The 26,099-nt window shown below is 47.8% G+C and carries 24 protein-coding genes; 13 read left to right on the top strand and 11 right to left on the bottom strand.

Annotated elements, in window-relative coordinates; genetic code table 11:
- The first annotated feature begins 90 nt into the window (after positions 1 to 90).
- The 5 genes from EII32_RS07115 to EII32_RS07095 all read left to right on the top strand — a co-directional run bounded on the left by EII32_RS07115 (position 91) and on the right by EII32_RS07095 (position 6,620).
- Positions 91 to 1,647: a GH3 auxin-responsive promoter family protein gene (locus EII32_RS07115; protein WP_125234744.1), complete on the top strand. Its 1,557-nt coding sequence runs from the start codon at positions 91 to 93 to the stop codon at positions 1,645 to 1,647.
- Between the two features lie 27 nt (positions 1,648 to 1,674).
- Positions 1,675 to 3,642: an Ig-like domain-containing protein gene (locus tag EII32_RS07110; RefSeq protein ID WP_410524573.1), complete on the top strand. Its 1,968-nt coding sequence runs from the start codon at positions 1,675 to 1,677 to the stop codon at positions 3,640 to 3,642.
- Positions 3,643 to 3,683: 41 nt separating this feature from the next.
- Positions 3,684 to 4,490, top strand: a complete 807-nt coding sequence (locus tag EII32_RS07105; protein ID WP_233582340.1) for a DUF3108 domain-containing protein — start codon at positions 3,684 to 3,686, stop codon at positions 4,488 to 4,490.
- Positions 4,491 to 4,568: 78 nt separating this feature from the next.
- Positions 4,569 to 5,561, top strand: a complete 993-nt coding sequence (locus EII32_RS07100) for a lysophospholipid acyltransferase family protein (protein ID WP_233582339.1) — start codon at positions 4,569 to 4,571, stop codon at positions 5,559 to 5,561.
- 51 nt (positions 5,562 to 5,612) lie between these two features.
- Positions 5,613 to 6,620 carry a glycosyltransferase family 2 protein gene (locus tag EII32_RS07095; RefSeq protein WP_317125329.1) on the top strand — a complete coding sequence of 336 codons (1,008 nt, stop codon included), beginning with the start codon at positions 5,613 to 5,615 and terminating at the stop codon, positions 6,618 to 6,620.
- Here the strand turns inward: EII32_RS07095 and EII32_RS07090 are convergent.
- The 11 genes from EII32_RS07090 to EII32_RS07040 all read right to left on the bottom strand — a co-directional run bounded on the left by EII32_RS07090 (position 6,519) and on the right by EII32_RS07040 (position 16,415).
- Complete coding sequence (locus EII32_RS07090; protein ID WP_125234741.1) at positions 6,519 to 6,779, bottom strand: hypothetical protein; 261 nt, start codon at positions 6,777 to 6,779, stop codon at positions 6,519 to 6,521. The two genes, EII32_RS07095 and EII32_RS07090, sit on opposite strands and share 102 nt — an antisense overlap.
- Positions 6,780 to 6,919: 140 nt before the next feature.
- Positions 6,920 to 7,615 carry a ComF family protein gene (locus EII32_RS07085; protein ID WP_125234740.1) on the bottom strand — a complete coding sequence of 232 codons (696 nt, stop codon included), beginning with the start codon at positions 7,613 to 7,615 and terminating at the stop codon, positions 6,920 to 6,922.
- Complete coding sequence (locus tag EII32_RS07080; protein WP_125234739.1) at positions 7,612 to 8,085, bottom strand: RNase H family protein; 474 nt, start codon at positions 8,083 to 8,085, stop codon at positions 7,612 to 7,614. Before EII32_RS07080 ends, EII32_RS07085 begins: the two co-directional genes overlap by 4 nt.
- An 89-nt stretch (positions 8,086 to 8,174) precedes the next feature.
- The gene (gene murI, locus EII32_RS07075; RefSeq protein ID WP_125234738.1) at positions 8,175 to 9,017 is read right to left on the bottom strand and encodes a glutamate racemase; all 843 of its coding nucleotides are present in this window, start codon (positions 9,015 to 9,017) and stop codon (positions 8,175 to 8,177) included.
- Between the two features lies 1 nt (position 9,018).
- Positions 9,019 to 9,531 (bottom strand): OmpH family outer membrane protein, encoded by a 513-nt coding sequence (locus EII32_RS07070; protein ID WP_125234737.1) that lies wholly within the window; start codon positions 9,529 to 9,531, stop codon positions 9,019 to 9,021.
- Positions 9,532 to 9,695: 164 nt separating this feature from the next.
- Positions 9,696 to 10,196 (bottom strand): OmpH family outer membrane protein, encoded by a 501-nt coding sequence (locus tag EII32_RS07065; protein WP_125234736.1) that lies wholly within the window; start codon positions 10,194 to 10,196, stop codon positions 9,696 to 9,698.
- An 85-nt stretch (positions 10,197 to 10,281) separates the two neighbouring features.
- Entirely contained in the window at positions 10,282 to 10,794 is a 513-nt protein-coding gene (locus EII32_RS07060; protein WP_125234735.1) for an OmpH family outer membrane protein, read from the bottom strand.
- Between the two features lie 22 nt (positions 10,795 to 10,816).
- A complete protein-coding gene (locus EII32_RS07055; protein ID WP_125234734.1) occupies positions 10,817 to 13,432 on the bottom strand; it encodes an outer membrane protein assembly factor in 2,616 nt (871 codons plus the stop codon).
- Between the two features lie 57 nt (positions 13,433 to 13,489).
- Positions 13,490 to 14,242 carry an isoprenyl transferase gene (locus EII32_RS07050; protein WP_125234769.1) on the bottom strand — a complete coding sequence of 251 codons (753 nt, stop codon included), beginning with the start codon at positions 14,240 to 14,242 and terminating at the stop codon, positions 13,490 to 13,492.
- Positions 14,242 to 14,922, bottom strand: coding sequence for a DUF6089 family protein (locus EII32_RS07045; protein WP_125234768.1), 681 nt, complete (start codon positions 14,920 to 14,922; stop codon positions 14,242 to 14,244). The genes EII32_RS07050 and EII32_RS07045 overlap by 1 nt, the downstream gene beginning before the upstream one ends.
- A 92-nt stretch (positions 14,923 to 15,014) precedes the next feature.
- A complete protein-coding gene (locus EII32_RS07040; RefSeq protein WP_125234733.1) occupies positions 15,015 to 16,415 on the bottom strand; it encodes a DUF6242 domain-containing protein in 1,401 nt (466 codons plus the stop codon).
- Positions 16,416 to 16,560: 145 nt separating this feature from the next.
- Between EII32_RS07040 and EII32_RS07035 the strand changes: the two genes are divergently transcribed.
- From EII32_RS07035 to EII32_RS07000, 8 genes are all read left to right on the top strand, one after another.
- Positions 16,561 to 16,761 (top strand): hypothetical protein, encoded by a 201-nt coding sequence (locus EII32_RS07035; protein WP_125234732.1) that lies wholly within the window; start codon positions 16,561 to 16,563, stop codon positions 16,759 to 16,761.
- A 75-nt stretch (positions 16,762 to 16,836) separates the two neighbouring features.
- The gene (locus tag EII32_RS07030; RefSeq protein WP_125234731.1) at positions 16,837 to 19,356 is read left to right on the top strand and encodes a ribonucleoside-diphosphate reductase subunit alpha; all 2,520 of its coding nucleotides are present in this window, start codon (positions 16,837 to 16,839) and stop codon (positions 19,354 to 19,356) included.
- A gap of 67 nt (positions 19,357 to 19,423) precedes the next feature.
- Positions 19,424 to 20,473: a ribonucleotide-diphosphate reductase subunit beta gene (locus EII32_RS07025; RefSeq protein ID WP_125234730.1), complete on the top strand. Its 1,050-nt coding sequence runs from the start codon at positions 19,424 to 19,426 to the stop codon at positions 20,471 to 20,473.
- A gap of 278 nt (positions 20,474 to 20,751) precedes the next feature.
- Complete coding sequence (locus EII32_RS07020; protein WP_125234729.1) at positions 20,752 to 22,800, top strand: tetratricopeptide repeat protein; 2,049 nt, start codon at positions 20,752 to 20,754, stop codon at positions 22,798 to 22,800.
- 16 nt (positions 22,801 to 22,816) lie between these two features.
- Complete coding sequence (locus EII32_RS07015) at positions 22,817 to 23,611, top strand: ADP-ribosylglycohydrolase family protein (protein WP_125234728.1); 795 nt, start codon at positions 22,817 to 22,819, stop codon at positions 23,609 to 23,611.
- A gap of 22 nt (positions 23,612 to 23,633) precedes the next feature.
- Entirely contained in the window at positions 23,634 to 24,077 is a 444-nt protein-coding gene (gene aroQ, locus EII32_RS07010; RefSeq protein ID WP_125234727.1) for a type II 3-dehydroquinate dehydratase, read from the top strand.
- 2 nt (positions 24,078 to 24,079) lie between these two features.
- Positions 24,080 to 24,706 carry an O-methyltransferase gene (locus EII32_RS07005; RefSeq protein ID WP_125234726.1) on the top strand — a complete coding sequence of 209 codons (627 nt, stop codon included), beginning with the start codon at positions 24,080 to 24,082 and terminating at the stop codon, positions 24,704 to 24,706.
- Positions 24,707 to 24,943: 237 nt separating this feature from the next.
- Positions 24,944 to 25,459: a Dps family protein gene (locus EII32_RS07000; RefSeq protein ID WP_125234725.1), complete on the top strand. Its 516-nt coding sequence runs from the start codon at positions 24,944 to 24,946 to the stop codon at positions 25,457 to 25,459.
- The last annotated feature ends 640 nt before the right edge of the window (positions 25,460 to 26,099 follow it).

Raw genomic sequence — 26,099 nt, 5'->3', positions numbered from 1 at the left:
TTATTCGCTTTTTATTTGTATCTTTGCAGCCGAAAGAGGATTAATTTTGACAGCGAATAAAAAAACACCACGATTGTTTTGATATAAACAATGAGCCTTACAAGAATAATAAGAAACGCATTCATACCCCGACAGAGGAAATTACTGTTGCACAACAGCGCGCCGTTGCAGTTGCAACAAGAGGCAATGAAGCGTCTCATTGAGCGTGCGAGACATACCGAATACGGACAGAAGCACTCTTTCAACTCGATAAAAAACTACGAAGATTTCGGTCGAGTGGTGCCTCTGAACACTTACGAGGAATTGAAATCCGACATAGACCGCATGCGCCACGGCGAACACGACATTCTGTGGCCGGGGCAGGTGAAATGGTTTGCAAAATCGTCCGGCACGACAAACGACAAGTCTAAGTTCATACCGGTGAGTGCCGAGGGACTTCAAGCAATGCACTACAAAGGAGGTCGCGACGCAGTGGCAATGTATCTGGGCAACAACTCGGCAAGCAAAATTTTCGACGGACGTTCGTTGATACTCGGCGGAAGTCACTCGCCGAACTACAACCTGCCCGGGTCGTTGGTGGGAGACCTCAGCGCAATTCTCATAGAAAACATCAATCCGCTTGTAAACTTGGTGCGGGTACCCGGAAAAAAGACGGCACTGCTAAGCGATTTCGAACTGAAACGCGACCGCATTGCACACGAGACGATATACAAGAACGTTACAAGCCTGAGCGGCGTTCCATCGTGGATGCTTTCGGTGCTGACGCGTGTCATGGAATTGTCTGACAAGAAAACCCTCGACGAAGTGTGGCCGAACCTTGAGGTTTTCTTCCACGGCGGCGTGGCATTTACACCCTACCGCAAGCAGTACGAGCAACTCATAGCCTCTCCCGACATGCACTACATGGAGACATATAATGCCAGCGAGGGTTTCTTCGGACTGCAAAACGATCCGACAGACACGTCGATGCTGCTGATGCTCGACTACGGTGTGCTGTACGAGTTCATACCGATGGACAAGTTCGACGAGGCAATACAAACCGCAGGAATGGCCCAACAACAGGTGGAAGCCGGGAAACAAGCGTGCATAGTGCCGCTCGAGGGAGTGAAAACGGGAGTAAACTACGCCATGATTATCAGCACCACATGCGGATTGTGGCGATATGTCATAGGCGACACGGTACGTTTCACGAGCGTTAAGCCGTACAAGTTCGTCATCACCGGACGCACAAAGCATTTCATAAATGCCTTCGGTGAGGAACTGATAATAGACAACGCCGAGCAAGGACTGGCATACGCATGCCGCGAGACGGGTGCCGAGGTGATGGAATACACAGCCGCACCGGTGTTCATGAACGGCAACGCGAAATGTCGTCACCAATGGCTGATAGAGTTTGCGCGACGTCCCGACTCGCCGGAACGCTTCGCCGCCCTGCTCGACAGCAAACTGCAGGAAATAAACAGCGACTACGAGGCAAAACGATATAAGGACATAACCCTGCAACATCTTGAAATAACAGATGCACGGAAAGGGTTGTTCGAGGACTGGATGAAGTCGCGCGGGAAATTAGGAGGGCAGAACAAAGTGCCGCGACTGAGCAACAGCCGCGAAAACATAGACCGGTTGCTGTTGATGAATGACAAGTAACTGAAACACGACAAGAGGGGAAACAACATGGTAAAGGACACGAAGAAAACAAAAAATGGCGTGAAAGCAATGTGGGCATTGCCGCTTTGCCTGATTACGGCTCTGCTCTTCTCGTGCGCAAAAATGGGACAACCCGACGGCGGATGGTACGACGAAACGCCGCCGCGAATAATACGCACCTCGCCGACAGACAAATCGACGGGCATCAACTCGCACAAAATAAACATATACTTCGACGAGTTCATAAAACTCGACAACCCGCAGGAAAAAATCGTTATATGCCCGCCGCAACTCGAAACACCGGAGATAAAAGGGGCGGGGAAACAAATAAAGATTGAACTGAAAGACTCGCTGCGCCCGAACACCACGTACACCATCGATTTCAGCGACGCCATATCGGACAACAACGAAGGAAACCCGATGAGCAACTACACCTACAGTTTCTCCACGGGAGGCGAAATAGACACTCTCGAAGTGTCAGGACATGTGCTTGAGGCAGAGAACCTAGAACCGATAAAAGGAATACTCGTGGGGCTTTACAGCAACCTTTCAGACTCGGCTTTCAGAACCGAACCGATGTTGCGGGTGGGGCGAACCGACAGTCGCGGACACTTCGTGATACGAGGCATAGCACCGGGAGAATACCGCATATATGCCTTGCAAGATGCCGATGCGGATTTCAGACTGACACAGAAGAGCGAGAAACTGGCTTTCAACCACGACATCGTAACACCGTGGTCGAAACCCGACGTGCGGCAAGACACACTGTGGCTCGACTCGCTGCGCATAAAGGACATCGCACGCATTGACTACACACACTTCATGCCGGACAACATTGTGCTGAGAGCATTCACTGAAATACAGACAGACCGCTATCTGATAAAGACCGAAAGGAAAGAGGCAGACCATTTCTCGGTGTTTTTCAGCAACGGAAGCGACCAACTGCCGCGGCTGCGAGGACTGAATTTCGACGAACGAAACGCATTCGTAACGGAGAGCAGCAGGAACAAGGATTCGCTGACATATTGGATAAAAGACTCCTTACTCATCAACCAAGACACGCTGAACGTGGAGATGCAATACATGGCAACAGACACGCTCGGGGTGTTGAGGCTGCAAACAGACACGCTCGAAATATTGTCGCGCGACACCCACGAGAAACGTATGAAGCGCCAACAGAAGATTTATGACGAGTGGAAAAAGAAACAAGATAAGGCCAAGAAACGAGGGGAACCGTTCCTTACGGAAATGCCCGCCGAAGCACTGAAACCGACATATAACATAAGTTCGATGCTTGATCCCGACCGCAACCCCTCGATAGAGTTCGACAAACCGCTCTTGCTCGCAGACACCGGCATGGTTCATCTGTACTCTAAGATAGACACCGTGTGGTATCGGGCACCATTGGTGGTGAAAAGGCGCGAAGGAACGCAGCGCATAATTGACATTCTCGGCGAGTGGAGACCCGGCACCGAGTATAGTCTCGAGATTGACTCGGCTGCCTTTACCGACATATACAACCGCGTATCCGCACCTTTCAAACAAGGATTCAAAGTCAGGTCGAACGATGAATACAGCACCGTAATAATGAACATTGGCAAAATGGAGGATACCACCTTGGTGGTACAACTGCTCGATGGCAGCGACAATGTCGTAAAACAAGTATCGACCAACAGCGGTACGGCAGAGTTCTTCTATGTGAAACCGGGAACTTACTACATGCGAATGTTCGTCGACACCAACCGCAACGGCATCTGGGATACCGGCAACTATTCCGAGAACAGACAGGCAGAGACGGTGTTCTACTATCCGGAAAAAATAAACTGCAAGGCGAAGTGGGACTTGCCGCTGTCATGGCAGCCGACGGCAACGCCTACGGAGAAACAGAAACCGGCAGAGATAGTGAAACAAAAGCCCGACAAGGACAGGAAAATAAAGAACAGAAACATGGAGAGGGCACGCAAAATGGGAATTGAATACATACCAAAAATATGAACAGACGGTTAATGACAGGCAAGACCTTAAAAAACAAATATATGAAAAAAATACTCTTTGCAATGATTATGCTGGCAGCCATTGCGGCCGACGCTTCTGCGCAATGCAAGTTCCGGAACACGGCATTCCAATCGGGCGAGTCGCTGACATACAACCTTTACTACAACTGGCAGTTTGTGTGGGTAAAGGCAGGCACCGCATCAATGTCGGTATATAAGTCATATTTCAAAGGAAAGGAAGCATTTCGCGGTTCGTTAATAACACGGGGCAACAGCAAGGCCGACAAGTTTTTCATCATGAGAGACACGTTGCTGTGCTACTGCTCTACCGACATGACACCACTGTATTACCGAAAAGGGGCACGCGAGGGGAAACGATATACGGTTGATGAGGTGTGGTACACATACAGTGGTGAAAACACACACCTAAGACAGCACCGCCAAAAGAAAGACGGTACGCACAAATGGCAAAACACCACTAACGCCAACTGTGTGTTCGACATGATGAACATATTCCTGCGCGCACGCAGTTTCGACCCCACCAACTGGAAGAAAGGATTTGAAGTGAAATTCCCTATTGCAGACGGCAACAGTGTGGAGACGGCTTTGCTGCGCTACCGCGGGAAATCTACAATCAAAGCCGACAACGGAAGAAAATACCGCTGTCTCGAACTGTCGTACATGGAACCGGAGAAAGGGAAATATAAAGAGGTGGTGCGCTTTTATGTCACAGACGACAGCAACCATGTTCCGGTGCGCCTCGACATGTTTCTGCGCTTCGGCTCGGCAAAGGCGTTCCTGACAAGCATGTACGGCGTGAAGAACCCCGTGACAAGCGTCGTGAAATAGCATTCCGAAAATTGTGAACAAAGGAAAGACGGGAACGGAAGAGAAACATTTTCTGTAATAACATAACGCACCTTGCCGATGAGCAACATATTTAAAAGGATAAAAGAGTCGCTATCGCTCTCAAACAAAAGAGTGAGACGGGTGGCGATGTCTCCCTTCTATGTTCTCTCGCTGTTGCCATATCGCGCATTGTACGTTCTTTCCGATTGCTTATACATTATTTTATATCGTATAATAGGATACCGGAAAAAGGTGGTAAGGTACAACCTTGACATGGTATTTCCCGAGAAAGGAGAGAAAGAACGTAAGGAGATTGAGCGCAGATTTTACAGATGGCTGGGTGATTATTTCGTAGAGACGTTGAAACTGCTCAGCGTTGGCAAAGAGACTTTCCTGAAACATGCGCGTTTCGAGGGTGTTGAAGAGATGGAACGGTGCTTCGACGAAGGGCAGCACTGCGCGGCAATGCTCGGGCATTACGGTAATTGGGAGTTGCTCTCCGCCACCGACCTCGCCTTAAAAAGATGGGGAACACATACCGTGAAGCAAGACGGCGGAACTGCGACAAAACCCGTTACATGCGGACTTATATACCACCCGCTGCACAACAAATACTTCGATCTGCTGTTCATGGAGATACGTCAGGCATTGCACGGGGTGTGTATTCCCAAGAAAAATATTCTGAGAAAACTCGTGGAATATCGACGTGAGAACCGTTTGACACTGTTCGGGTATATCGCCGACCAGTCGCCTAAGTGGGAGAACATACATCTGTGGCTGAATTTCCTCGGTCGGGAGACCCCGGTTTTTACCGGTGCCGAGCGGATAATGAGGAAGATGGAGAATGCCGTGTTCTACGTGGATGCCGAACGACCGAGACGCGGACAGTATGTATTCACTTTCAAACTTATTACGCGCGAACCGTCGAATATGGATAAGAATGAGATTACACGGAGATATTTCGAGATGCTGGAAGAGAGCATAAGGCGCGATCCGGCTATATATCTGTGGAGTCATAACCGGTGGAAACGTACTCACGAAGAATTTGAATGCAGAAACAGAGAGCGTTGATTTAACAACTGCCTGTCGGAAAACAACAAGGGAGAAAGGACAATATATTTTATGGTAACGACATTACAAAACAAAGATAACATGAATATTGCATCTCGCAGAAATGTAGAGGGAAGCGACGCATTGACTCTGTACATAGTGGTTCCGTGCTATAACGAGCAGGAAGTACTGCCCGAGACGATTGACAGACTGCAGATTCTTTGCTCGCAACTTGCCGCAGAGACCGGCACTAATACAAGAATATTGTTTGTTGACGATGGTAGTCGCGATGCCACTTGGTCAATGATTGTCAGTGCTTGTGACGAGAACGAGAACATCTCGGGACTGAAACTGGCTCACAACGCAGGGCATCAAAACGCACTGTGGGCGGGAATGGAGGCGGTGGTGGATAAATGTGATGCCGTAGTAACGATAGATGCCGACCTTCAAGACGATGAAAAGACCATCATCGACATGGTAAAAATGGTGAAAGAGGGCAAAGACATTATTTACGGGATACGCAAGGAACGCAAAACCGACACGCCGTTCAAACGTCTCACGGCACAATATTTCTATCAACTGATGCGCATGGCAGGCAGCGACATAGTTTATAATCATGCCGATTTCAGAATGATGACACAGCGCGCAGTGAAGGCTCTGTTGTCAATGCCGGAACGCAACATGTTCCTGCGAGGCATGGTTCGCACACTCGGATTTAACGAGGGGCGCGTGTATTACGACCGCACCGCACGCTTTGCCGGAGAGTCAAAATATCCGTTGAGAAAAATGATCGGTTTTGCAATAGACGGCATAACGTCGTTCTCCATCGTTCCGTTGCGTCTCATAACGTTATCCGGTTTCATCTTTACCATAGTGGCAGTACTGATAATAATATACTCTGTCGAAGAGCATGTACGCGGCAACACACTGCCGGGTTGGACTTCACTCGCCGTTAGTATATGGTTCGTTGGGGGCGCACTACTCATTGCCATCGGTGTTCTCGGTACTTACATGGGCAAGATTTACCAAGAAACAAAACGCCGTCCGAGATACTTTACCGACGAGACTGTCAATCTTTAACCCGAATCGGTCATTATAACCCTCAACCGATTTTGTTCGATTGTTGAGCAGATGTGCAGCCGTTTCATCGAAGGCGTAGCGGGCTGCGTTGAGATGTAATGGCCGCGCAGATGTCAGCAAGCGGGCTAAAGCAGTAGGGAAGCGTAATGACAATGGCAAATCTGAGCAAATGCGGTCTGATGACAGATTTGGGTTTAAGTGCGAATGTCTCGAAAAGACTCTTTGCAGAAAAGCGAAATAGTATCTTGCAGAAATGTATTGTAAGACAGGCGACAAACGGCAAGAGAGTGTCGTGTAGCCTATTTCTTTACGGCAAACCCTATGGTGGCAATGCTTATCTTTACGTTTCCGGCACCACAAAGTTCTTGCGAACATGAAAGAATCGTGGCTCCCGTGGTGAGTATGTCATCGACCACGAGCAGGTGTTTGCCTCTTGCCCAATCGCCGTTTCCGAGCGTAAAGACATTCTCCACATTGTCATGACGTTCCCACCAGTTCTTCTGTGTCTGGCTCTCACGGAACTCCTTTCTAAACACAAGGTCTGTGCGCACCGGCAGTCCTGTTGTCTCGGAGATACCCTTTGCCATATATTCGCTTTGGTTATATCCACGCCTGTGCAGTCTGTTTTTTGCTATCGGCACCGGCACGACAGCGTCAATGCCTTCGAAAAAGCCGTCCGTGTCAAAGTCTTCCGCCAAATACTGTCCCAGCAAATAGCCATATTCCGGATGTCCGCCATATTTCAGTCTGTAAATCATTGCAGACACCTCGGCATGAGGTTCGAAATAAAACCATGCCGAAGCACGCTCTATCGGAAATTGTCCCCAGAACAAGCGTGCCATAGGGTTGTCATAGGGGCGGGCAGAAAAGAAAGTGCGTGGCAAATGCAGATTGCACGCCGCGCACATCATTTCTTCGTCTATTGCAAGCCGTCTGTTGCATACACAGCATTGCCGTGGTGCCACAACATCGAGTATTCTGCGTAACAATCTCATAATTTTCTCCCGAAATCAGCAGGAATCTCTCCCCACTTGGATGTCTCCCATTTGATTACCGGGTTACGAAAGTCGTGTGTGGCGAGCCATTTCTCGGCTCGTTGTATTATGTCGTACAACTTTTCCGTCTCGGGCGTATTCTCAATTTTTGTCTTGCATTTGCGTTTCTTAACCCACAATATGGCATTATAAGAATCGCTGTATATTGTTTTGTAGTGAAGTCCTTTTTGCCAACAAAGAGCCAGGGCATGCACTATTGCGAGGAATTCGCCCACGTTGTTGGTTCCTTTAAGCGGTCCGAAATGAAACAGTCGCGCCCCGGTGGTCAAGTCGATTCCCTGATATTCCATCGGTCCGGGATTTCCCGAGCAGGCAGCATCGACCGCCCATGCGTCTGCCGTTATCTCCATCGGCAGCGGTAATACCGTGTCATTTCTGTAGTCAGGCGGGTTTTGCACAGTCTGTTTCATTTCTTGTTTAAAAATCGGCATGTGTCTTTCTTTATCGGGATATGTCGCAGATGCCTTCTGCCGGCAAAGGAAAAAATTAACGATACGAACTATCCCAACGTAACGTTATCCACTATTACGGGTTCGTTCAGAAATATTTGTGCGCACTCCGTGAAGCGGTCGGGGTTCTCGGTGGTAAGGTAACGGCATGTGCCTCCATGCGTTATGCGTGCCTCCATGTCAGGATGACGTTCGAGATATTTTGCAAGACTGTCTGCGACATATTCTCCCTGCGAAACCACCTTTATTCCCTCCGGAACATGTTTCCTTATCGTTTTCATCAATAAGGGATAGTGCGTGCATGCCAACACCATGGTATCTATTTCCGGATCGCGTTTGAGCAACTCGTCTATGCATCGTTTAACAAAATAGTCTGCGCCGTCGCTGTCGGCTTCGTTTGCCTCCACGATGGCAGCCCACAGCGGGCATGCCTGTCCCGTTACGGTAATATCCGGAGCCTGATGTGCAATCTCGATGTCGTAACTTTTGCTTCGTATCGTTCCCTCGGTGGCAAGAATGCCTACATGTCGCGATGCCGTCAACGGCGGTATTGCTTCCGCCGTGGGTCGTATCACGCCGAGTACACGGCGGTCGGGATCGATCTTCGGCAAGTCGTTCTGCTGCAATGTTCGCAGCGCTTTTGCCGATGCGGTGTTGCATGCGAGGATTACCAAGTGGCATCCCATTGAGAACAAACGCATTACCGCCTCGCGAGTGAAGCGGTAAACCACGTCGAACGAACGCGGACCATAAGGTGCACGGGCATTGTCTCCGAGATAAAGATAGTCGTATTGCGGCAATACGCGACGCATCTGATTAAGTATCGTCAGACCGCCGTAACCACTGTCGAAGACCCCGATTTGTCCGGGAGATGATGGTAACTGATTATTCACTTTATTGCAGTGCGGCTTTTACTATTGTCGTAATGTCATCTGCCATTGCGGCATCGATATACGGACATGCGTTGCTGTCAGTGTTCACGATGAAAGCATATCCGCGTTCCTTGGCAATTTTTTGCAACACTTCCTTCATTTTTTGGTGTACCGGTGTCATCGCTTCTTTCTCTGCCTGTGCGAACAAACGTTCCGCCTTGGCTTTGAAAGCGATGTTTTTCTGCATCAGTTCTTGTAATTCCGCCTGTCGTTTCTGCAATATCAACGGTGCGAAATCGCGCTGCCCGTCGAGGAACTCCTCATACTTGTTGTTGAACTCGTCCTCTGCCCGTTTCATCTCCGCATCGTATTTCGTGCGCAGCAAACCAAGGTTTTTTCGTGCAGCGACATATTCCGGCATTACGTGCATTGCCTCGTCATAACTGAAGAAGGCAACACGGTTCTGTGCATCTGCCTTTGACGGCGACATGAGCAGCAAGCCGATTATTGCAAAAATGATTGAAATCCTTTTCATGGGAAAAATCTTTTCTTCGGGTTTCATCGGTGTATAAATGATTGGGGAGACAGGGAGTAAAGTGTGTGTCTTGGAGAACATCGTTCCCGGTTGTCCGTTAACAACATGCCGACACCTTTACTCCATGTCTCCTTTCTTTTCCAAATCTCGTACTATTCGTACGTTTACTTGAGTTTATTCAGTTCGGCTTTTACCTCGGTGGTCACGTCCTTGCTAAGAGTCTGACTGATGTAAGGTATTCCGGCAGCCGTGTCCATTATATAAACATATCCTCCTGCCGTGCCGACATTCTTGATAGCGTTAATCAGTTTCGTTGTTATCGGCTGCATTTTTTCCTGCTGCATTTTTGCCAAAGCCTGTTGGTTGTCTTGATATGCCTGCTGCATCTTCTGGTACATCTTCTGCAGTTCTGCCTCTGTTTCCTGACGTTTGGTGTCGTTCATCGTGCTTGAGTTCTTCTCGTACTCCTCACTCTTGCGCTGCAATTCCTGCTGCATACCTTGCAATTCGTCCTCGTACTTCTTCGTCTGTGCTTCCACTTCTCCGCGTGCCTGTATGAACTCCGGCATACCCTGCATGATTGCCTGCGAATCAACATGCCCGAACTTTTGTGCGAATAGCGACATCGGAGCGAACACCATCAACATAACGATAATCTTTTTCATTTTCTTTCTACTAATTTTTTATTGTTATTATTTTTTGTTACAGTCTCTTTTCCATTTACTTTTACGGTCTCTGCATGCCGTCCTTTCAGTTGGCGTAGCCTAATTTTTGCAACACTTCGTTGCTTATGTCTATCTTCGGCGAGCCGAAAATTATTCCCGCATCCGAGGCTCTGTCGAGTACGAGAGAGTATCCTCGCAGGTCGGATATATCCTTTACTGCATTGTAGATTTCTTCCTGTATCGGTGTCATAAGTGCCGTTCGTTTCTTGAACAGTTCGCCCTCGGGACCGAAATACTTGCGTTTCAGGTCGCTCGACTCCTTCTCCTTTTGCATTATGGCGTCCTGCTTTGCTTTCTTCTGCTCTTGCGATAGGAACACCACCTCGTTCTGATAGTTTTTATACATAGTTTGCGCCTCGGTGTTCAATGCCTCCACCTCTGCCTGCCATCTCTTTGAAACTTGGTTCAGTTGCTCGTTTGCCCGTTCGTATGCCGGTACGTTTTTGAGTATGTATTCCATGTCAATCAATGCAAACTTCTGTGCATTAGCCGCCATTGCGACTATTGCCAATACTGTGGTAACAATTATCTTCCTCATATTAATCAGTCTTTATATATTGTCAGAATTCTTGTCCGAGAATGAAGTGGAACTGTCCTCCGCCTTTATTCCCGAATACTTTGTCAAAACCGTAAGCCCAGTCTATACCCATCATTCCCACCATAGGCAGGAATATGCGCACTCCGAGACCTGCCGAGCGTTTCATTTCGAATGGGTTGAACTTGCTTGTGTTCGTCCAAGCGTTTCCTGCCTCGGCAAATGCGAGTCCGTAGATGGTGGTGTTGCCGAGCAGGAACGGGTATCTCAGTTCGAGCGTGAAGCGGTCGTAAGCATATCCTTCTTGATAATATGGTGTAAGCGCACCGTTGTCATATCCGCGCAGTCCGATTGTTTCCTGTGCATATCCGTTGCTGTATCCGCTCATTCCGTCTCCTCCCATGTAGAATGTTTCGAACGGAGATTTCTTGTATTTGTTATATGCTCCGAGTATTCCGAGTTCCACTCGTGCCATCAGCACAAGACATTTCTGCCCCTCGGTAAGTGCGGTGAAAGTGCGGGCTTTGAATTTCCATTTGTGATATTCTATCCATCTGTATTTCTCCTGCTGTTCTTTTGCGTATGTTGCCGACTTCGGGTCTCTTGCGAGATTCTTGTAATCTTTTTTCTCGAACTTGCTCCACGGCGGTGTTATCGACAGCGATGCGGTAAACTCCGAGCCGCGACGCGGGAAGAGTTGGTTGTCGGTAGATATGCGCGACAACGTTATGCCCACATTCAGGTTGTTGCAGTTTCCGGTGGAAACGAGGAAATATCGCCAGTTCTTCAGCATATACCTCGTGTATCCAAGTTCCACGTTTAGCATGAAATAATCGTCCGGCCAGCGTAGTCGCGTACCCCATCCGATACTCGCTCCTATCATTCTTATATACTTGTCGGGGTCGTAATAGTTCTCGTAACTATTGTAGTAATTGCTCCCAACGCCGTACAGATAGTTGTAGTAATTGTTCATGTAGGCATTGTTATAGAAATTACTCGACACGCCTGTCTGCTTACTATAATATGCTCCCACGGTAAACTGTATGGGACGTTTGCCCCCGAACCAGTTGGTTGAGTAACTCGCGTTGTACGACTGGTAATATCTTCCGTTCGTCTGTGCCCCTATCGAGAGAATCTCTCCGTCTCCCACAGGCAGAATACCTCTGCGTTCGTTGTTTTTGCGGAACAGATTTGCCATCGAGAAATTGTTCAGTTTCAGTCCCACTCGTCCTATTACGCCCGTCTGTCCCCATCCGAGTGAGAATTCTATCTGGTCGTTCGATTTCTGCATCAAATTCCAATCAATATCCACCGTACCGTCTTCGTAGTTCGGTTTCACGTCTGGCAGCACATGCTCCGGGTCGAAATGTCCCATCGAAGCCAGTTCTCGTTGCGAACGTTGCAGAGCCTCTTTCGAGAAGAGGTCTCCCGGTTTCGTTCTCAGTTCGCGCCTTATGACATTCTCGTACAAGCGGTCGTTTCCGTTTATTCGCACCCTGTTGACGTGTGCCTGCGGTCCTTCCTGAATACGCATCTCAAGGTCTATCGAGTCTCCCACGATATTTATTTCCGTGGGTTGCAGGCTGTAGAACAAGTATCCGTTGTTCCAATACAGGTTTCCCACGGCATCCTCGTCTTCCGACAGACGTTTGTTCATAAACTTTTGGTTATACACGTCTCCGGATTGCATTCCCAGTTGTGCCGCGAGGAAATCGGTGTTGTATACCGTGTTTCCCACCCATGTGATGTTGCGCAGGTAGTACTTCCTTCCTTCCTCCACCTTTATATATATGTTTACGTGCTTGTCGTCGTAGTTCCACACCGAATCTTCCACGATTACGGCATCTCGGTATCCCAACTCGTTGTATTTGGCAATGAGTTTCTTTTTATCCTCGGCATATCTCTCCGGCGTGTATTTTTTCGATTTAAGGAAACTCGACAGTTTCCCCGCCTCGTGCATTTTTGACAACGCTCCTTTCCTGAACAGTCCTCCTTTAATCTTTCTGTCAGTAAGTTTCTCGTTGCCATCGATTATTATCTCATGCACCTTCATCTTCTGCTTCTTATCCACCACCACGTCGAGTATAACCATATTCTTTCCCGTTACGTCGTCGCGTTGCGTTATTTCGATTTCGGCGTTCTTGTAACCCTTGTCGTCATAATATCTCTTTGCAAGAATCTTTGCCCTGTCAATCATGTTAGGCGTAATCTGCGAGCCTTTCAGCAGTCCGAGTTTCTTCTCCATATCCTCGCGCTCGCCCTTCTTAAGTCCGATGTAGTTTATTGTGCTGACGCGCGGTCTCAGTGCGAGATGGAAATGCAGATACACCTTGTCTCCCACGATGGAGTCGGCGGTTATCGCCACCTTCGAGAACAGTCCGTGCTTCCAGTATCGTTTCACCGCCTCCGTAATCTCCGTTCCCGGCAGTGTTACATACTGTCCCTTTACCAGTCCCGATATGCCCGTTAGTACATAGTCTTCATATCCTTCCACGCCCGACACGGCTATACCCCCAATCACGCAGTTGCGTGGGTTTCCCGCATACGTTATCTCCGGATTTATTATTTTCTCTTGTGCTCCTGCGGCGATGCTTATCATCGCCATAGTCGCCAGCAAAACTTTCCTTATCGAAATATTCATTATCAACGTCTGTTGTATTTGTTCTTTTTGAAGTTTCAGTCTCCGGTTTTCTTCCGGTTACTCTTTCTCTTCCACCTGTTCGCCCGTTTTCCCGAAACGTCTCTGTCTGCCCTGATAGTCGAGTATGGCTGCATGCAAGTCTTGTTCGTCGAAATCCGGCCAGTATGTTTCCGTGAAATACAGTTCCGAATATGCAATCTGCCACAGCAGGTAGTTGCTCACGCGCAGTTCTCCTCCCGTTCGTATTAGCAGTTCGGGGTCGGGCATGAAATATGTCTCGAGGTGCTTTGCCACCGTTTCCTCGGTAATCTCGTCGGGGTCTATGGTGGCAGGCACGAGGTTGTTTTTCTTTATCTCCCACACTATGTCTCGCACAGCCTGTGTTATTTCCCATCGTGCGGAGTAACTTAGAGCCACCACGAGTGTCATGCTGTCGTTGTCGGCGGTGCGTTCCATGGTGTTCCATAGTTTCTCTGCCACCTCTTTCGGCAGTCTGTCTATGTCTCCGATAACCCGCAGTCTGACATTGTTCTTCATGAATATCTCGTCCTCGAGCGATGTCAGTACAAGTCCCATGAGAGCCGCCACTTCTGCTGCCGGTCGTCCCCAGTTCTCTGTCGAGAAAGTGTAAAGCGTGAGATATTTCACTCCCAGCTTGACACACTCTGACGTTATACGGCGCACCGTTTCCACACCTGCCTGATGTCCGTATGTGCGTTCGCATCCGCGTTCTTTTGCCCAGCGTCCGTTGCCGTCCATTATGACGGCGATGTGCTGCGGAATTCTGTTCAAATCCAGTTGTTCCATAATCAGTATATATCGTTGTGGCATGTCCTGCACTTCGGCATGAAACTGTATGTCAGCGTAACCTGAAGTGTGTGATAGCAGTCCGTATTCTTGAATGCACCGCTGCTCTTCACCATGTACGGGTCTTTTGCCCCATCGAGTTCGTCGCTCAGCGAGAAGTGCATTGCCCATTCTATTCCGAGGTTCAGCCTCGGTGCTATTTTGTATTTCACGCCTACTCCCAGTGGTAAGTTTGCGGTAAAGTTGTTTTTTTCCTTTCCTTTTACGAATGTTCCTCCCAGTCCGAGTGCGATGAACGGTGTCAGCGGTCTTGCTCCGCGGTATTCTCTTCCCGTGCCGTATGGCCAGAAATTGTATTCGTATGTTATGTCGAAGTTTACGAGCGTGTTGTCAAACTCATACCCCGAGCCGTCGAATTCGGGGTAGTATGTTCCGGCGTCTGCCGCTTTCCCCTTAATCTTTCCGTAGCCCGCCTGCGCTTTCAGTCCCATGTACGGGTTGAAATATCTGCGCATCACGGCAGTTGCCGATGGTTGAATGTTTTTCGCGAGACTCGAATTGAAGTCGCCGAGATACCCCGTCACCCCTGCTCCCGCACCTATTTCCATGCGGTATTCCTCGTCTTCCTGCGCCCATGTCGTGAGCGAGAAGAGCAAGACTGCCGCAGTAATGGCAAAGCGCATAGTGTTTTTGGCAACGTGATTCATCTTCCTTCTTTTCTTTCCTTTTATATATATGTGTGGTGTGGAAGTCGGTTTCTTGCCGACCGCAGTGTTTATTTCCAGCCCAGTTTGTTCAGTCTGCCGCGCCACACCTGTCCCGTTCCTGCACATATAATCCAGAGATGCCGGTCGGTGTCTGTTGCGAGAGCCATCGCCGCGGCATTCTTGTCTATGCCTCCGGGCAGTTGGTAACTTATGTCATTTTTCCATGTTATACCGCCGTCGGCACTGGTATATATCTTGTCGTATGCAGCCGTCTTGCACGGTGGTATGCCCTTGCCTCCCACTGCCAACAACCTTTCGCCGTATTTTGTCATGCTTAGTCCGGCAAGTCGCGGCATCACATATTTGTTTTTGCCGTCAACCACATAATATGCCCACGGCATGTTCACCGCATTGTTGCCGTTGTCGTCTATTTTTCCCCACACCACTGCGGTTGTGTCGGCAGTATATGTTGCCGCGCCGCGATTACCAATCAGCACCACACGTTCTATGTCGTTGTTGGTACGCAGCGGCATGCAGGCATAACATATATCTGTCGCAGGCAACAAGTCGGTGCCTCCGTCCATGCCGTCTGTCGTCCATTCCGCACCGTCGGTACTGCTTGCCAGTCTGCCTTCGGCATTGATTGCAAACAATTTGGTGCCCGATGCCGCCACCAATTTCTTGACGTTCGGCGTGGCCACAACCTCCCAATTCCCGCCATTGGCAGAAGATAGCAGTTTGCCGTCGTGCATGACATAAAGTCTGTCGCCTTTCTTCACGATACCCTGAAAGGCATTGGCATCGAGCGTGCCGTCCAAGTTTAGTGGCAATGGCTGCCACGTCTTGCCGTCGCCGATACCGGTTTGCAGTGCGGTGGTTTTTACTCCGTCGCTGCCGTAAACCACTATTTGCCCGCCTATTTCGAATGCCCTCAACATCTTGAATGCCGCAATATCGGTATTGTTGGCGAGCATTGTCCATTTGAAATCGTATGCCTTCTGCTTGTGAACGTTTACTTTCACGGTGTATTCCCGCGTGTTTTTGCCGTCGTTGCTTAGAATTACCAACGTGCGCGGTGTCGTAAAATCGAGCGAGTCTGTGTTAGTGATGCTCCTTATTTCTTTACCGTCGGGCATTTTCAGTCCCACTCGTCCGTTGTTCACCGTACCCACCGTAACGAGCAGTTTGGCAGCGTCCGTACCGTAAGGCAGCGAGTCGGGGTTGTATATCTCGTTTTTTTTCTGGTCTATCCGGAAATTGAACGATGCTCCACTCTGCCTTACAAAGTAAGTACTGTCTTCGCCTTTGGACGATTTCGTGGTTACATATACTTTCATGTTGCTTATGACAAACGAGTTTATTCCGGTGTCGCCGAAACGCGCCACGTCCTCGTTCTCGTCACTGAAACACGACACCAATGTCGTTGCCGCAAACAATATTATTATGAAAGGTGCAATAATCCTTCTCATTTTACCAATCGTTTAAATTTTTATGTGCAAAAGTAATTAGTTTTCTGCAATTACCGCCTTGTTTGTCATTATTATTATTTAAAATAATGATTTTGGAAGCATTTTTTAAGTTTTATTTTGACATTATTTGTGCTTTTGCAAGAGAATGGCATACGGTTTGCCGCGGTACGCAACCCGTTTGGTGTCAAAACGCAGAGCAAAACCGCCGAAATTGTCGGGTAAAACCGCCGAAATTGCAAAACAATTCAGGCTGTTTTGCCGGACGGCGGGTACCATGCAAAAAACACAATCGGACATGACGGCGATTATTTTGAGTATTTTTGAAATTATCCCAAAATATTTTTAGTGGCAATAAATATAAATTCGTACCTTTGTCGCCGAATTTTTCATCAGGCTGTTTACATAAATTAGAGTGTATATTATGGAGATTGTGAAGAGAAATGGCGCGGTGGAGCAATATGACAAAGAGAAGATTGCCGTTGCCATAAGAAAGAGTTTCGCAAGTACGGGACAAATTCCCGACGAGACGAAACTATACGAAATGGTTGACTCGGTTGAGAAAACAATAACGGAAAATCCGCTTAAACGAACTGTCGAGAATATACAAGACCTTGTGGAACAATGCCTTATGAGCAACGGTTTCTACAACGAGGCAAAGAGTTATATTCTTTTCAGATGGCAGCGAACGGAGCAAAGAAAATCGCTCAACAGAATTGCCGAAGAATTGGGAAACGAGGCGATTGCCGAAGTCCTGAAAGGTATAGCCGGAGATTTCAAAGGAAACGAATACGGCATTTCGCTGCTTGCCGACAAGTTCGGAAGTTTTGTCAAACACGGCATGAAGCCCGGAGAAAAACTTTCCGCACTCGTAAAGGCAGCCGTGGAGATGACCACGCAGGAGGCACCCGACTGGGAGTTTGTCGCCGCACGAATTTTGTCTTTCAAACGAGAAGAGGAGATTAAGAATGTGGAAGAGACGGAGGGGATACGGTGTTTCCACGACAAACTGCGATACCTGACAGACGAAGGTCTGTACGGTGCATACATCATTGATGCCTATTCGAAAGAAGAGATAGAGAAAGCCGCGACATACATGCAGCCCGCACGAAACAATTTGCTGAATTATTCGGGACTCGATTTGCTCGACAAGCGGTATCTTATACGCACTTACTCGCAGAAACCTATTGAGAGGGTGCAGGAAATGTATCTCGGCATCGCGCTGCATCTTGCCATGAACGAGAAAACAGACAGAATGGAGTGGGTGCGTAAATTCTACGACATGCTGAGCCGCTTGGAGGTGACGATGGCCACGCCTACGCTCTCAAATGCCCGCAAACCGTTCCACCAATTATCGAGTTGTTTCATAGACACGGTGCCCGACAGTCTTGAAGGGATATACCGCAGCATCGACAATTTTGCGATGGTAAGCAAGTTCGGCGGAGGAATGGGAATGTATTTCGGCAAGGTGCGCGCCACCGGAGGCAAGATAAGAGGATTCAAAGGCGCGGCGGGAGGCGTGGTGAGATGGATGAAATTGGTTAACGACACGGCAGTGGCGGTAGATCAGTTGGGCATGCGCCAGGGAGCCGTGGCGGTGTATCTGGACGTATGGCACAAGGATTTGCCGGAATTTCTGCAGTTGAGGACAAACAACGGAGACGACAGAATGAAGGCGCACGACATATTCCCTGCCGTGTGCTATCCCGACTTGTTCTGGCGCATGGCAAAGGAAAATCTCGATCTGCAATGGTGCATGTTCTGCCCCAACGAGATTTTGTCGGTAAAAGGTTATTCTCTTGAAGATTACCACGGCGAGGAATGGGAACGCAGATACAAGGATTGCGTAAACGACATGCGCCTGTCGCGGCGAGTAATGACCATAAAGGACATTGTGCGACTTGTACTCCGGTCGGCGGTGGAGACGGGAACACCGTTCACATTCAACCGCGACATAGTGAACCGCGCCAACCCCAACGGTCACAAGGGCATTATATATTGCTCGAACCTTTGCACGGAGATTGCACAGAACATGTCGCCCATAGAGACTGTTTCAAGCGAGATAAAGACCGACGGCGGCGACACGGTGGTGGTGAAGACCACACGCCCGGGCGATTTCGTGGTGTGCAACCTTGCCAGTCTTTCGCTCGGTCATCTGCCGTTGGAAGACGAGAAAGAGATGAAAGAAAAGGTGGCAACCGTGGTGCGTGCGCTCGACAACGTGATAGACCTGAACTTCTACCCGTTGCATTATGCGCGGATAACCAACCAGCGCTATCGCAGCATCGGACTCGGTGTGAGTGGTTATCATCATGCTTTGGCCGTGCGCGGGATAAAATGGGAGAGCGAAAAACATCTTGCTTTCATGGACGAGGTGTTCGAAAGGATAAACCGTGCCGCAATAGAGGCAAGTTCGGACATAGCGCGAGAGAAAGGTTCGTATCTTTATTTTGACGGCAGCGACTGGCAGAGTGGAGCCTACTTTGAAAAGCGTGGCTACGCATCGGACGAATGGAAACGCATTGCCGACAAAGTGAACGTGCAAGGCATGCGCAACGCCTATCTGCTGGCCGTGGCACCGACAAGCAGCACGAGCATAATTGCAGGAACCACGGCGGGGACAGACCCCGTGATGAAAAGATTCTTCCTCGAGGAGAAACGGGGGGCAATGCTTCCACGGGTGGCGCCGAGATTGTCGGACAAAACCTATTGGATTTACAAAGGAGCGTATCTCACAGACCAAACATGGAGCGTGCGAGCGGCAGGTGTACGACAAAGACATATTGACCAAGCACAGAGTCTCAACCTGTATATTACCAACGATTTTACAATGCGCAGAGTGTTGAACTTATATCTGCTGGCATGGGAATGCGGCGTTAAGACGATATATTATGTGCGCAGCAAATCGCTTGAGGTGGAGGAGTGCGAGAGTTGTGCTTCGTAACACATCGGCGGCATACGGAAAAAACGCGGCATGCTGCCATACCACAAACTGAAAAAACAACATTACAATGGATAACAACAAACTGAAAAGAAACGCACTCTTCAATCCCGAAGGCGACATCGACCTGCGACTGAGAAGAATGATAGGCGGGAATACGACAAATCTCAACGACTTCAACAACATGCGGTATCAGTGGGCAAGCGACTGGTATCGGCAGGCAATGAACAATTTCTGGATACCGGAGGAAATAAACCTTACGCAAGATGCCAAAGACTATCCGCATCTGGACAATGCAGAACGCACGGCATACGACAAAATATTGAGTTTCCTCGTGTTTCTCGACTCGCTGCAAAGCAACAACCTGCCATCGTTGTGCGAATATATCACGGCCAACGAGGTAAACCTGTGTCTGCACATTCAAGCATTCCAAGAGTGCGTACACAGCCAGAGTTACAGTTACATGCTCGATTCTATTTGCAGTCCCGAGGAACGCAACACCATTCTATACCAGTGGAAAACCGACGAACATCTGCTGCGACGCAACAAATTCATTGGCGACTGCTACAACGAGTTTCAAAACAATCGGGACAAGTACTCGCTGATTAAAACATGTATAGCCAACTTTATACTCGAGGGAATATATTTCTACAGCGGTTTCATGTTCTTCTACAACCTGAGCCGAAACGGGAAAATGTCGGGTTCGGCACAGGAAATACGTTATATCAACCGCGACGAGAATACGCACCTGTGGCTGTTCCGCAACATCATACAAGAACTGAAAAAGGAAGACCCGGACATGTTCACGGAAGAAAAAGTGGCAGTGTACGAGGAGATGATGCGCGAGGGAGTGCGGCAGGAAATTGAGTGGGGACAATATGTCATAGGCGACGACGTGCAAGGACTGAACAGCCGGATGGTATATGACTATATACGCTATCTCGGCAACCTGCGCTGGCACAGCCTCGGTTTCGGATACCTCTATGAGGATAATCACACGGAACCCGAAAACATGAAATGGGTGTCGCAGTACTCGAATGCGAACATGGTGAAAACAGATTTCTTCGAAGCCAAAAGTACGGCATACGCCAAGAGCACGGCCTTGGAGGACGACTTGTAATAATGCAGGAAAAATAGAAGGTGTAAATGGGATGTGAGAAGACATTAAAAATTAATTACAGACAGGTATCCATGATACTCTTTATTTTGAATGAATAAATCTACATAAATACGAAATAAACAGACATAAATAGGCTTTCAGTTTTGTCCGACATTTCAATTTGGTTACAATTTGATTTGTCGGACAACAATATTTTTATTTTATTAAAAAAACTTTGATCATAAATGTTTTTTTAATATCTTTGCAGAAAACGTTCATAAAAAGAAAAACAAAAGAACATGAAAAGATTTTGGGCGGCCTTGTTGGTCTTGTCACTAGCCATTGCATTATCTGCAAAAGACATTAAACGACCGGATTCCTACAACTATCTGCGTGCAGAGGAAGCAATTGAGAATGGCGAATTCAACGAAGCACTACAATATCTGCAAAAAGAACTTGCAGTGAACCCGAAAAACGGATACGCATATTTCCGCACGGCTTGGATAAACCTGCAAAGGGAAGAGAACGGACTGGCTCTGTCAAACATTGAGAAAGCTCTGAGGTATCTGCCGAAAAAAGACAAGGAGTACATCGGATTCTCGCACAATCTGAAAGCCAACGTATTCTCGAACCTCGGGCAGAACGACAAGGCCGTCGAAGAACTCGGACTGGCGATAAAGGCACAACCCGAGGACATTGACTACCTTAACTACCGCGGACAGAAATATTATGAGATGAAGAAATACGACTTGTCGAACGCAGACTATCTGCGAGTGACCAAGATAGAGCCGGGATCAATAATTGGTTTTCTGGGACTCGGACGCAATGCCTACGACCAAAAAAACTTTGCAGAGGCGGAAAAGAACTACGACTATGCACTGAAACTTGCTCCCGAGGAATCGCAATGCTACTGCTTCAGAGCCGAATGCTACATCGAACAGAAGAAATGGAACAGGGCGATAGAAGATCTTGTGAAAGCGGTTTCGATAGACGAAAGCGCGCGGGCAGTGGAACTGATGGAGAAAATAAACGAAGAACCGCAGTTCTCGAAATTAATGTCGCGACTGAATACGGAGATAAAGAAAACACCTGCGGAGTTTACATGGCTTTACATAGCAGGCTTGTTGAACAAGTTTAACGGCAAGCCACAAGATGCCATCCCTTTCTTTAAAAAGATTATAGAGTTCGATGAGAACGAGAATATTTACTACCTTATGGCAGACACTTATAGCGAACTCGGAATGTATGAGAAAGCGACGGAATCTATCGGTCGTGCACTCGAGGAGGATAGTACGAACAACAACTACCACTGGGAAAAAGCCGTAATTGCACACAGAATGGGCGACATGAAAGGTTCTATAGCGGCAGCAACGAAGATGGTGAAGAATGCCGAAAACGAATATTTTCCATATAAGGCACGCGGAATGGTAATGATGTGGGCCGAACTGTACGACGAGGCGATAGACGATTTCAATACTGCGGTAAGTATTGAACCGAACCAAATTCACACATATTTGTTACGGGGGTATTGTCACACAAAACAGAATAACCATGAGGCGGCACGCGACGACTATGAGAAAGTAATAGAGACAGACACCGTAGCGAAAACAGCCACAGAGGCAATGTTCGCATACGCCATGCTCGGAGACCGCGACAAGGCAGTGGAGATGTGCGACAGCGTTTTGGCAAACGAAAATACGCAGGGGGCATTATACAATGCGGCGTGCCTTTACTCGCGACTGAACGCCCCCGCGACGGCATGCAGATACCTGCAAAAAGTGTTCGACAAGGGTATCTTCGAACTGGCTCATATTGAAAAAGATTTCGATATGGAGAACATACGAAACAACGAGGAGTTCGAACGGATAATGAATGAGCAGCGCAGGAAACAAGTGGAAACGGTGGCAAAAATGACAGAAACGACAGACAACACGGAATATGAAGAGGAAGAGGTGGAAGTGCCGTTCACGAAAGAAGGTTCGCTGTGCAGAGTGAAATGTTATATCAACGATCTTCCGTTGAGTTTTATTTTCGACACCGGTGCAAGCGAAGTAAGCATGTCGATGGTTGAGGCAACGTTTATGATGAAGAACGGCTATCTTGGGAAGAACGACGTGGCAGGCTCTGCCAATTTCTTAGATGCCAACGGGAACGTAAACGAAGGAACGATAATAAACCTGCGTAACGTGAACTTCGGCGGATTGTCATTAAACAATGTCAGGGCAAGCGTGGTGCGCAATCAAAAGGCACCGTTGCTGCTCGGACAAACTGTTCTTAACAGGGTTGGGAAGATTGAGATTGACAACATTAACAAAGTGCTGAAAATTACCCACAAGATAAAGAAATAAAGAGAAAGGAGGAGATATGCTTGGAGCGATAATAGGCGATATAGTTGGTTCACGATTCGAATTCGGACCGCCACCGCAGGCCGGTTTCGAACTATTCACACCCGAATGTGGTTTCACCGACGACACGGTTTGCACCGTTGCCATTGCCGATGCCGTGCTTAACAACCGTGGATATGCGGAATCTCTGCTCGACTGGTGTAGGCGCTACCCGAAACCGATGGGAGGCTATGGCGGCATGTTCTCGGCATGGGTGGCGGGCGACGACCATCGCCCTTACGGGTCTTACGGAAACGGGTCGGCAATGCGTGTAAGTCCGATAGGCTGGTTGTTCCACGACATCGATGCCGTCATGGAAGAGGCGAAACGCTCGGCAGAAGTCAGTCACAACCACGAGGAAGGCATAAAGGGAGCTCAATGCACAGCCACGGTAATATATTGGCTGCGCACAGTGCGCGTGACTAAAGAACGGCTTGTGTTTTCTGTGGGGCGGAAATTCGGTTACGAGATACCCACATTGAAAGACATCATGCGCATCGGGGCATTGGGACACTTCGATGTCACATGCCAAGAGACAGTACCCGCGGCAATAAGGTGTTTCATAGAAAGCGACGGCTTTGAGGACGCAATACGCAAAGCGGTACTCGCCGACGGAGACACTGACACCAAGGCGGCAATAACCGGTTCAATAGCCGAGGCATACTACGAGGTGCCCGACGAAATAGTGAAACGTGCCCTGGAATACCTGCCGGAGGATATGCTCAACGTAGTTACCCGGTTCTGTGACAACATAATCGGAGAAATGGGGAGATAGAAACTCATGATAACATTAAAATATGAAAATACTTATCCTTAACGGACCGAACCTGAACTTGCTGGGGAAACGCGAGCCGGAAGTGTATGGAAACGAGGACATGGAAACATGCCTGCAAACCCTGCGTGCAAGATTTCCACAAATACAGATAGACTATTACCAAAGCAACGTGGAGGGAAAATTGATTGACAAGATGCAGGAAGCGGGTTTCACATACGATGGAATAGTGCTGAATGCCGGCGGATACACACACACCAGCGTGGCACTGCACGACTGCATACGCGCCGTAAAGTCACCGGTGGTGGAGGTACATGTGTCAAACATATATGCACGCGAGGAGTTTCGCCAACGTTCCATCATATCGCCGGCATGCAAAGGAGTGATATGCGGGTTTGGAATGGCCGGATACCGACTGGCATTGGAGGCTCTCGCAGACAAACAGACACGACTGGTATTAAAATCGTGAGAATGACACTCGAAGAGTATATAACATCGCATATCGATCCGGAAGGCGAATATCTGTACCGCCTTTGGCGTGCCACCAATGTGCATTTGCTGCACGGACGCATGGCAAGCGGTCACCTGCAAGGACGACTGCTGAAGATGATTGTGGAGATGATACGCCCTAAGAATATTCTCGAAGTTGGCACATTCAGCGGTTACAGCGCGATATGTATGGCCGAAGGTCTCGGAGACGATGGTCGAATATATACTTTCGAGATAAACGACGAGATGGAAGATTTCGCACGGAAATGGATAGAAGGCTCGTCGGTTGCAGACAAGATAGTGTTCGCCATCGGCGATGCCAACGTCGAGGCACCACGCTTAGGCATCAATTTCGACATGGCATTCATAGACGGTGACAAGCGAACGTATTTGGAGACATACGAAACGGTATTGCAGATTTTACGACCGGGCGGCTTCATTCTTGCCGACAACACCCTGTGGGACGGTCATGTACTCGAACAACCGAAACCTGCCGACCGTCAGACACAAGGGATAGAGGCTTTCAACTACTACATCGCTCACGACAACCGGGTGGAAAGAGTAATACTGCCTTTGCGAGACGGACTGACAATAATACGCAAACTGTGACACATACGATATATGTAATAACGGTTTTAAAAAAACAAGAAACAATACGACGGCAATTTATTTTAAGTTTCTCGCAAATTAATATCACATGTGGAAAACCAATGATAATCATGCGATTAGTCATTGATATAGACATACTCTATCGTTATATAGAATTTTTCTGTTGTGGAGAAAGGAACAAAAAACTAACTTTGCAACGAAAAAGAAATAAATAATAATTTTAAAATAATAAAAGGTATGAGAACATTGGATTATTTAAGTTTAGACGAAAAGAAGGTTAAAAACGTTGTAAACGGTCTTTCCCAACTACTGGCCGACCTTCAAGTTTATTACACCAATCTGCGCGGTTTCCACTGGAATGTAAGCGGTCACAGTTTCTACATCATGCACGAGAAGTACGAAGAGTTCTACAATGACGCGGCAGAGAAAATCGATGAAGTGGCAGAGCGTATGCTGCAACTGGGCGGAATGCCGGAAAGTCGTTTCAGCGAGTATCTGAAGATTGCCAACATAAAAGAGGTTGCCAACACATGTTGCGATAAAGAGGCACGCAAGATGCTTCTCGGTTGGCTCAAATCTCTCATCGCAAAAGAAAGAGAACTGTTGGCAATTGCCACCGAAGCCGGCGATGATGTTACGGTATCGCTGATGAGCGACTATCTGAGGGGACAGGAAAAAGCCCTCTGGATGCTTGTTGCATCCGGCTGTTGTGAACACGACGAAGATGCAAGTTGCGGTTGCGGCAACAAGTAATTATACAAAAACATTCAGTCCCCGGAAGTTCCCAATACTGCTTCCGGGGACTTTTTATTTTTCAATACTTATGCACAACAGATTATTTTTGCGAAAATAATTATTTTGCCTGTATAATTCATGAAGATAGAACAAATACCACAGGCATCATTCAGACAATAAAATTTGAGTAAGACATATACTTTATTATAAGAAAAGAGGAAAACAATTCTTTTTGAAGAAAAAGTCTCTGAAAAAATTGGTGGATTGAAATAATTTACGTAATTATACACTAATATACGCATAACAAACATTCTGTTTTTTGAATTAAACGTTATGAAATTATGGAACGTCAGACAGATGAAGAATCAAAAGAGATATTATCCTAAGTGAGTCGTTCAGGCTATTTCAGAAAAAAAGATATGCCGTAGTATCATTTTCGGATTTAGTCTAAGAGAGCAATGAATCTATTGGCAATATGTTCTATCATTTCAAAAACAAAGAAAGCATATTCCATAATGCCGTTGATAGATTTGTCTTTGAATTCCTAAGTAATAATGAGCGAATGGTGATGATGCTTGCTTTATTGAAACGCTCAATCTGTCATTAGCAGAATACCTGATGTTCTTGTACAAGAACGAAATGATAGGAAAAAATATTT

Origin of the sequence: Prevotella sp. OH937_COT-195 (assembly GCF_003932845.1) — a bacterium.
GTDB lineage: Bacteria > Bacteroidota > Bacteroidia > Bacteroidales > Bacteroidaceae > Prevotella.
Note: the sequence above shows the minus strand (reverse complement) of the source record. Positions and strands in the feature narration are given on the sequence as shown.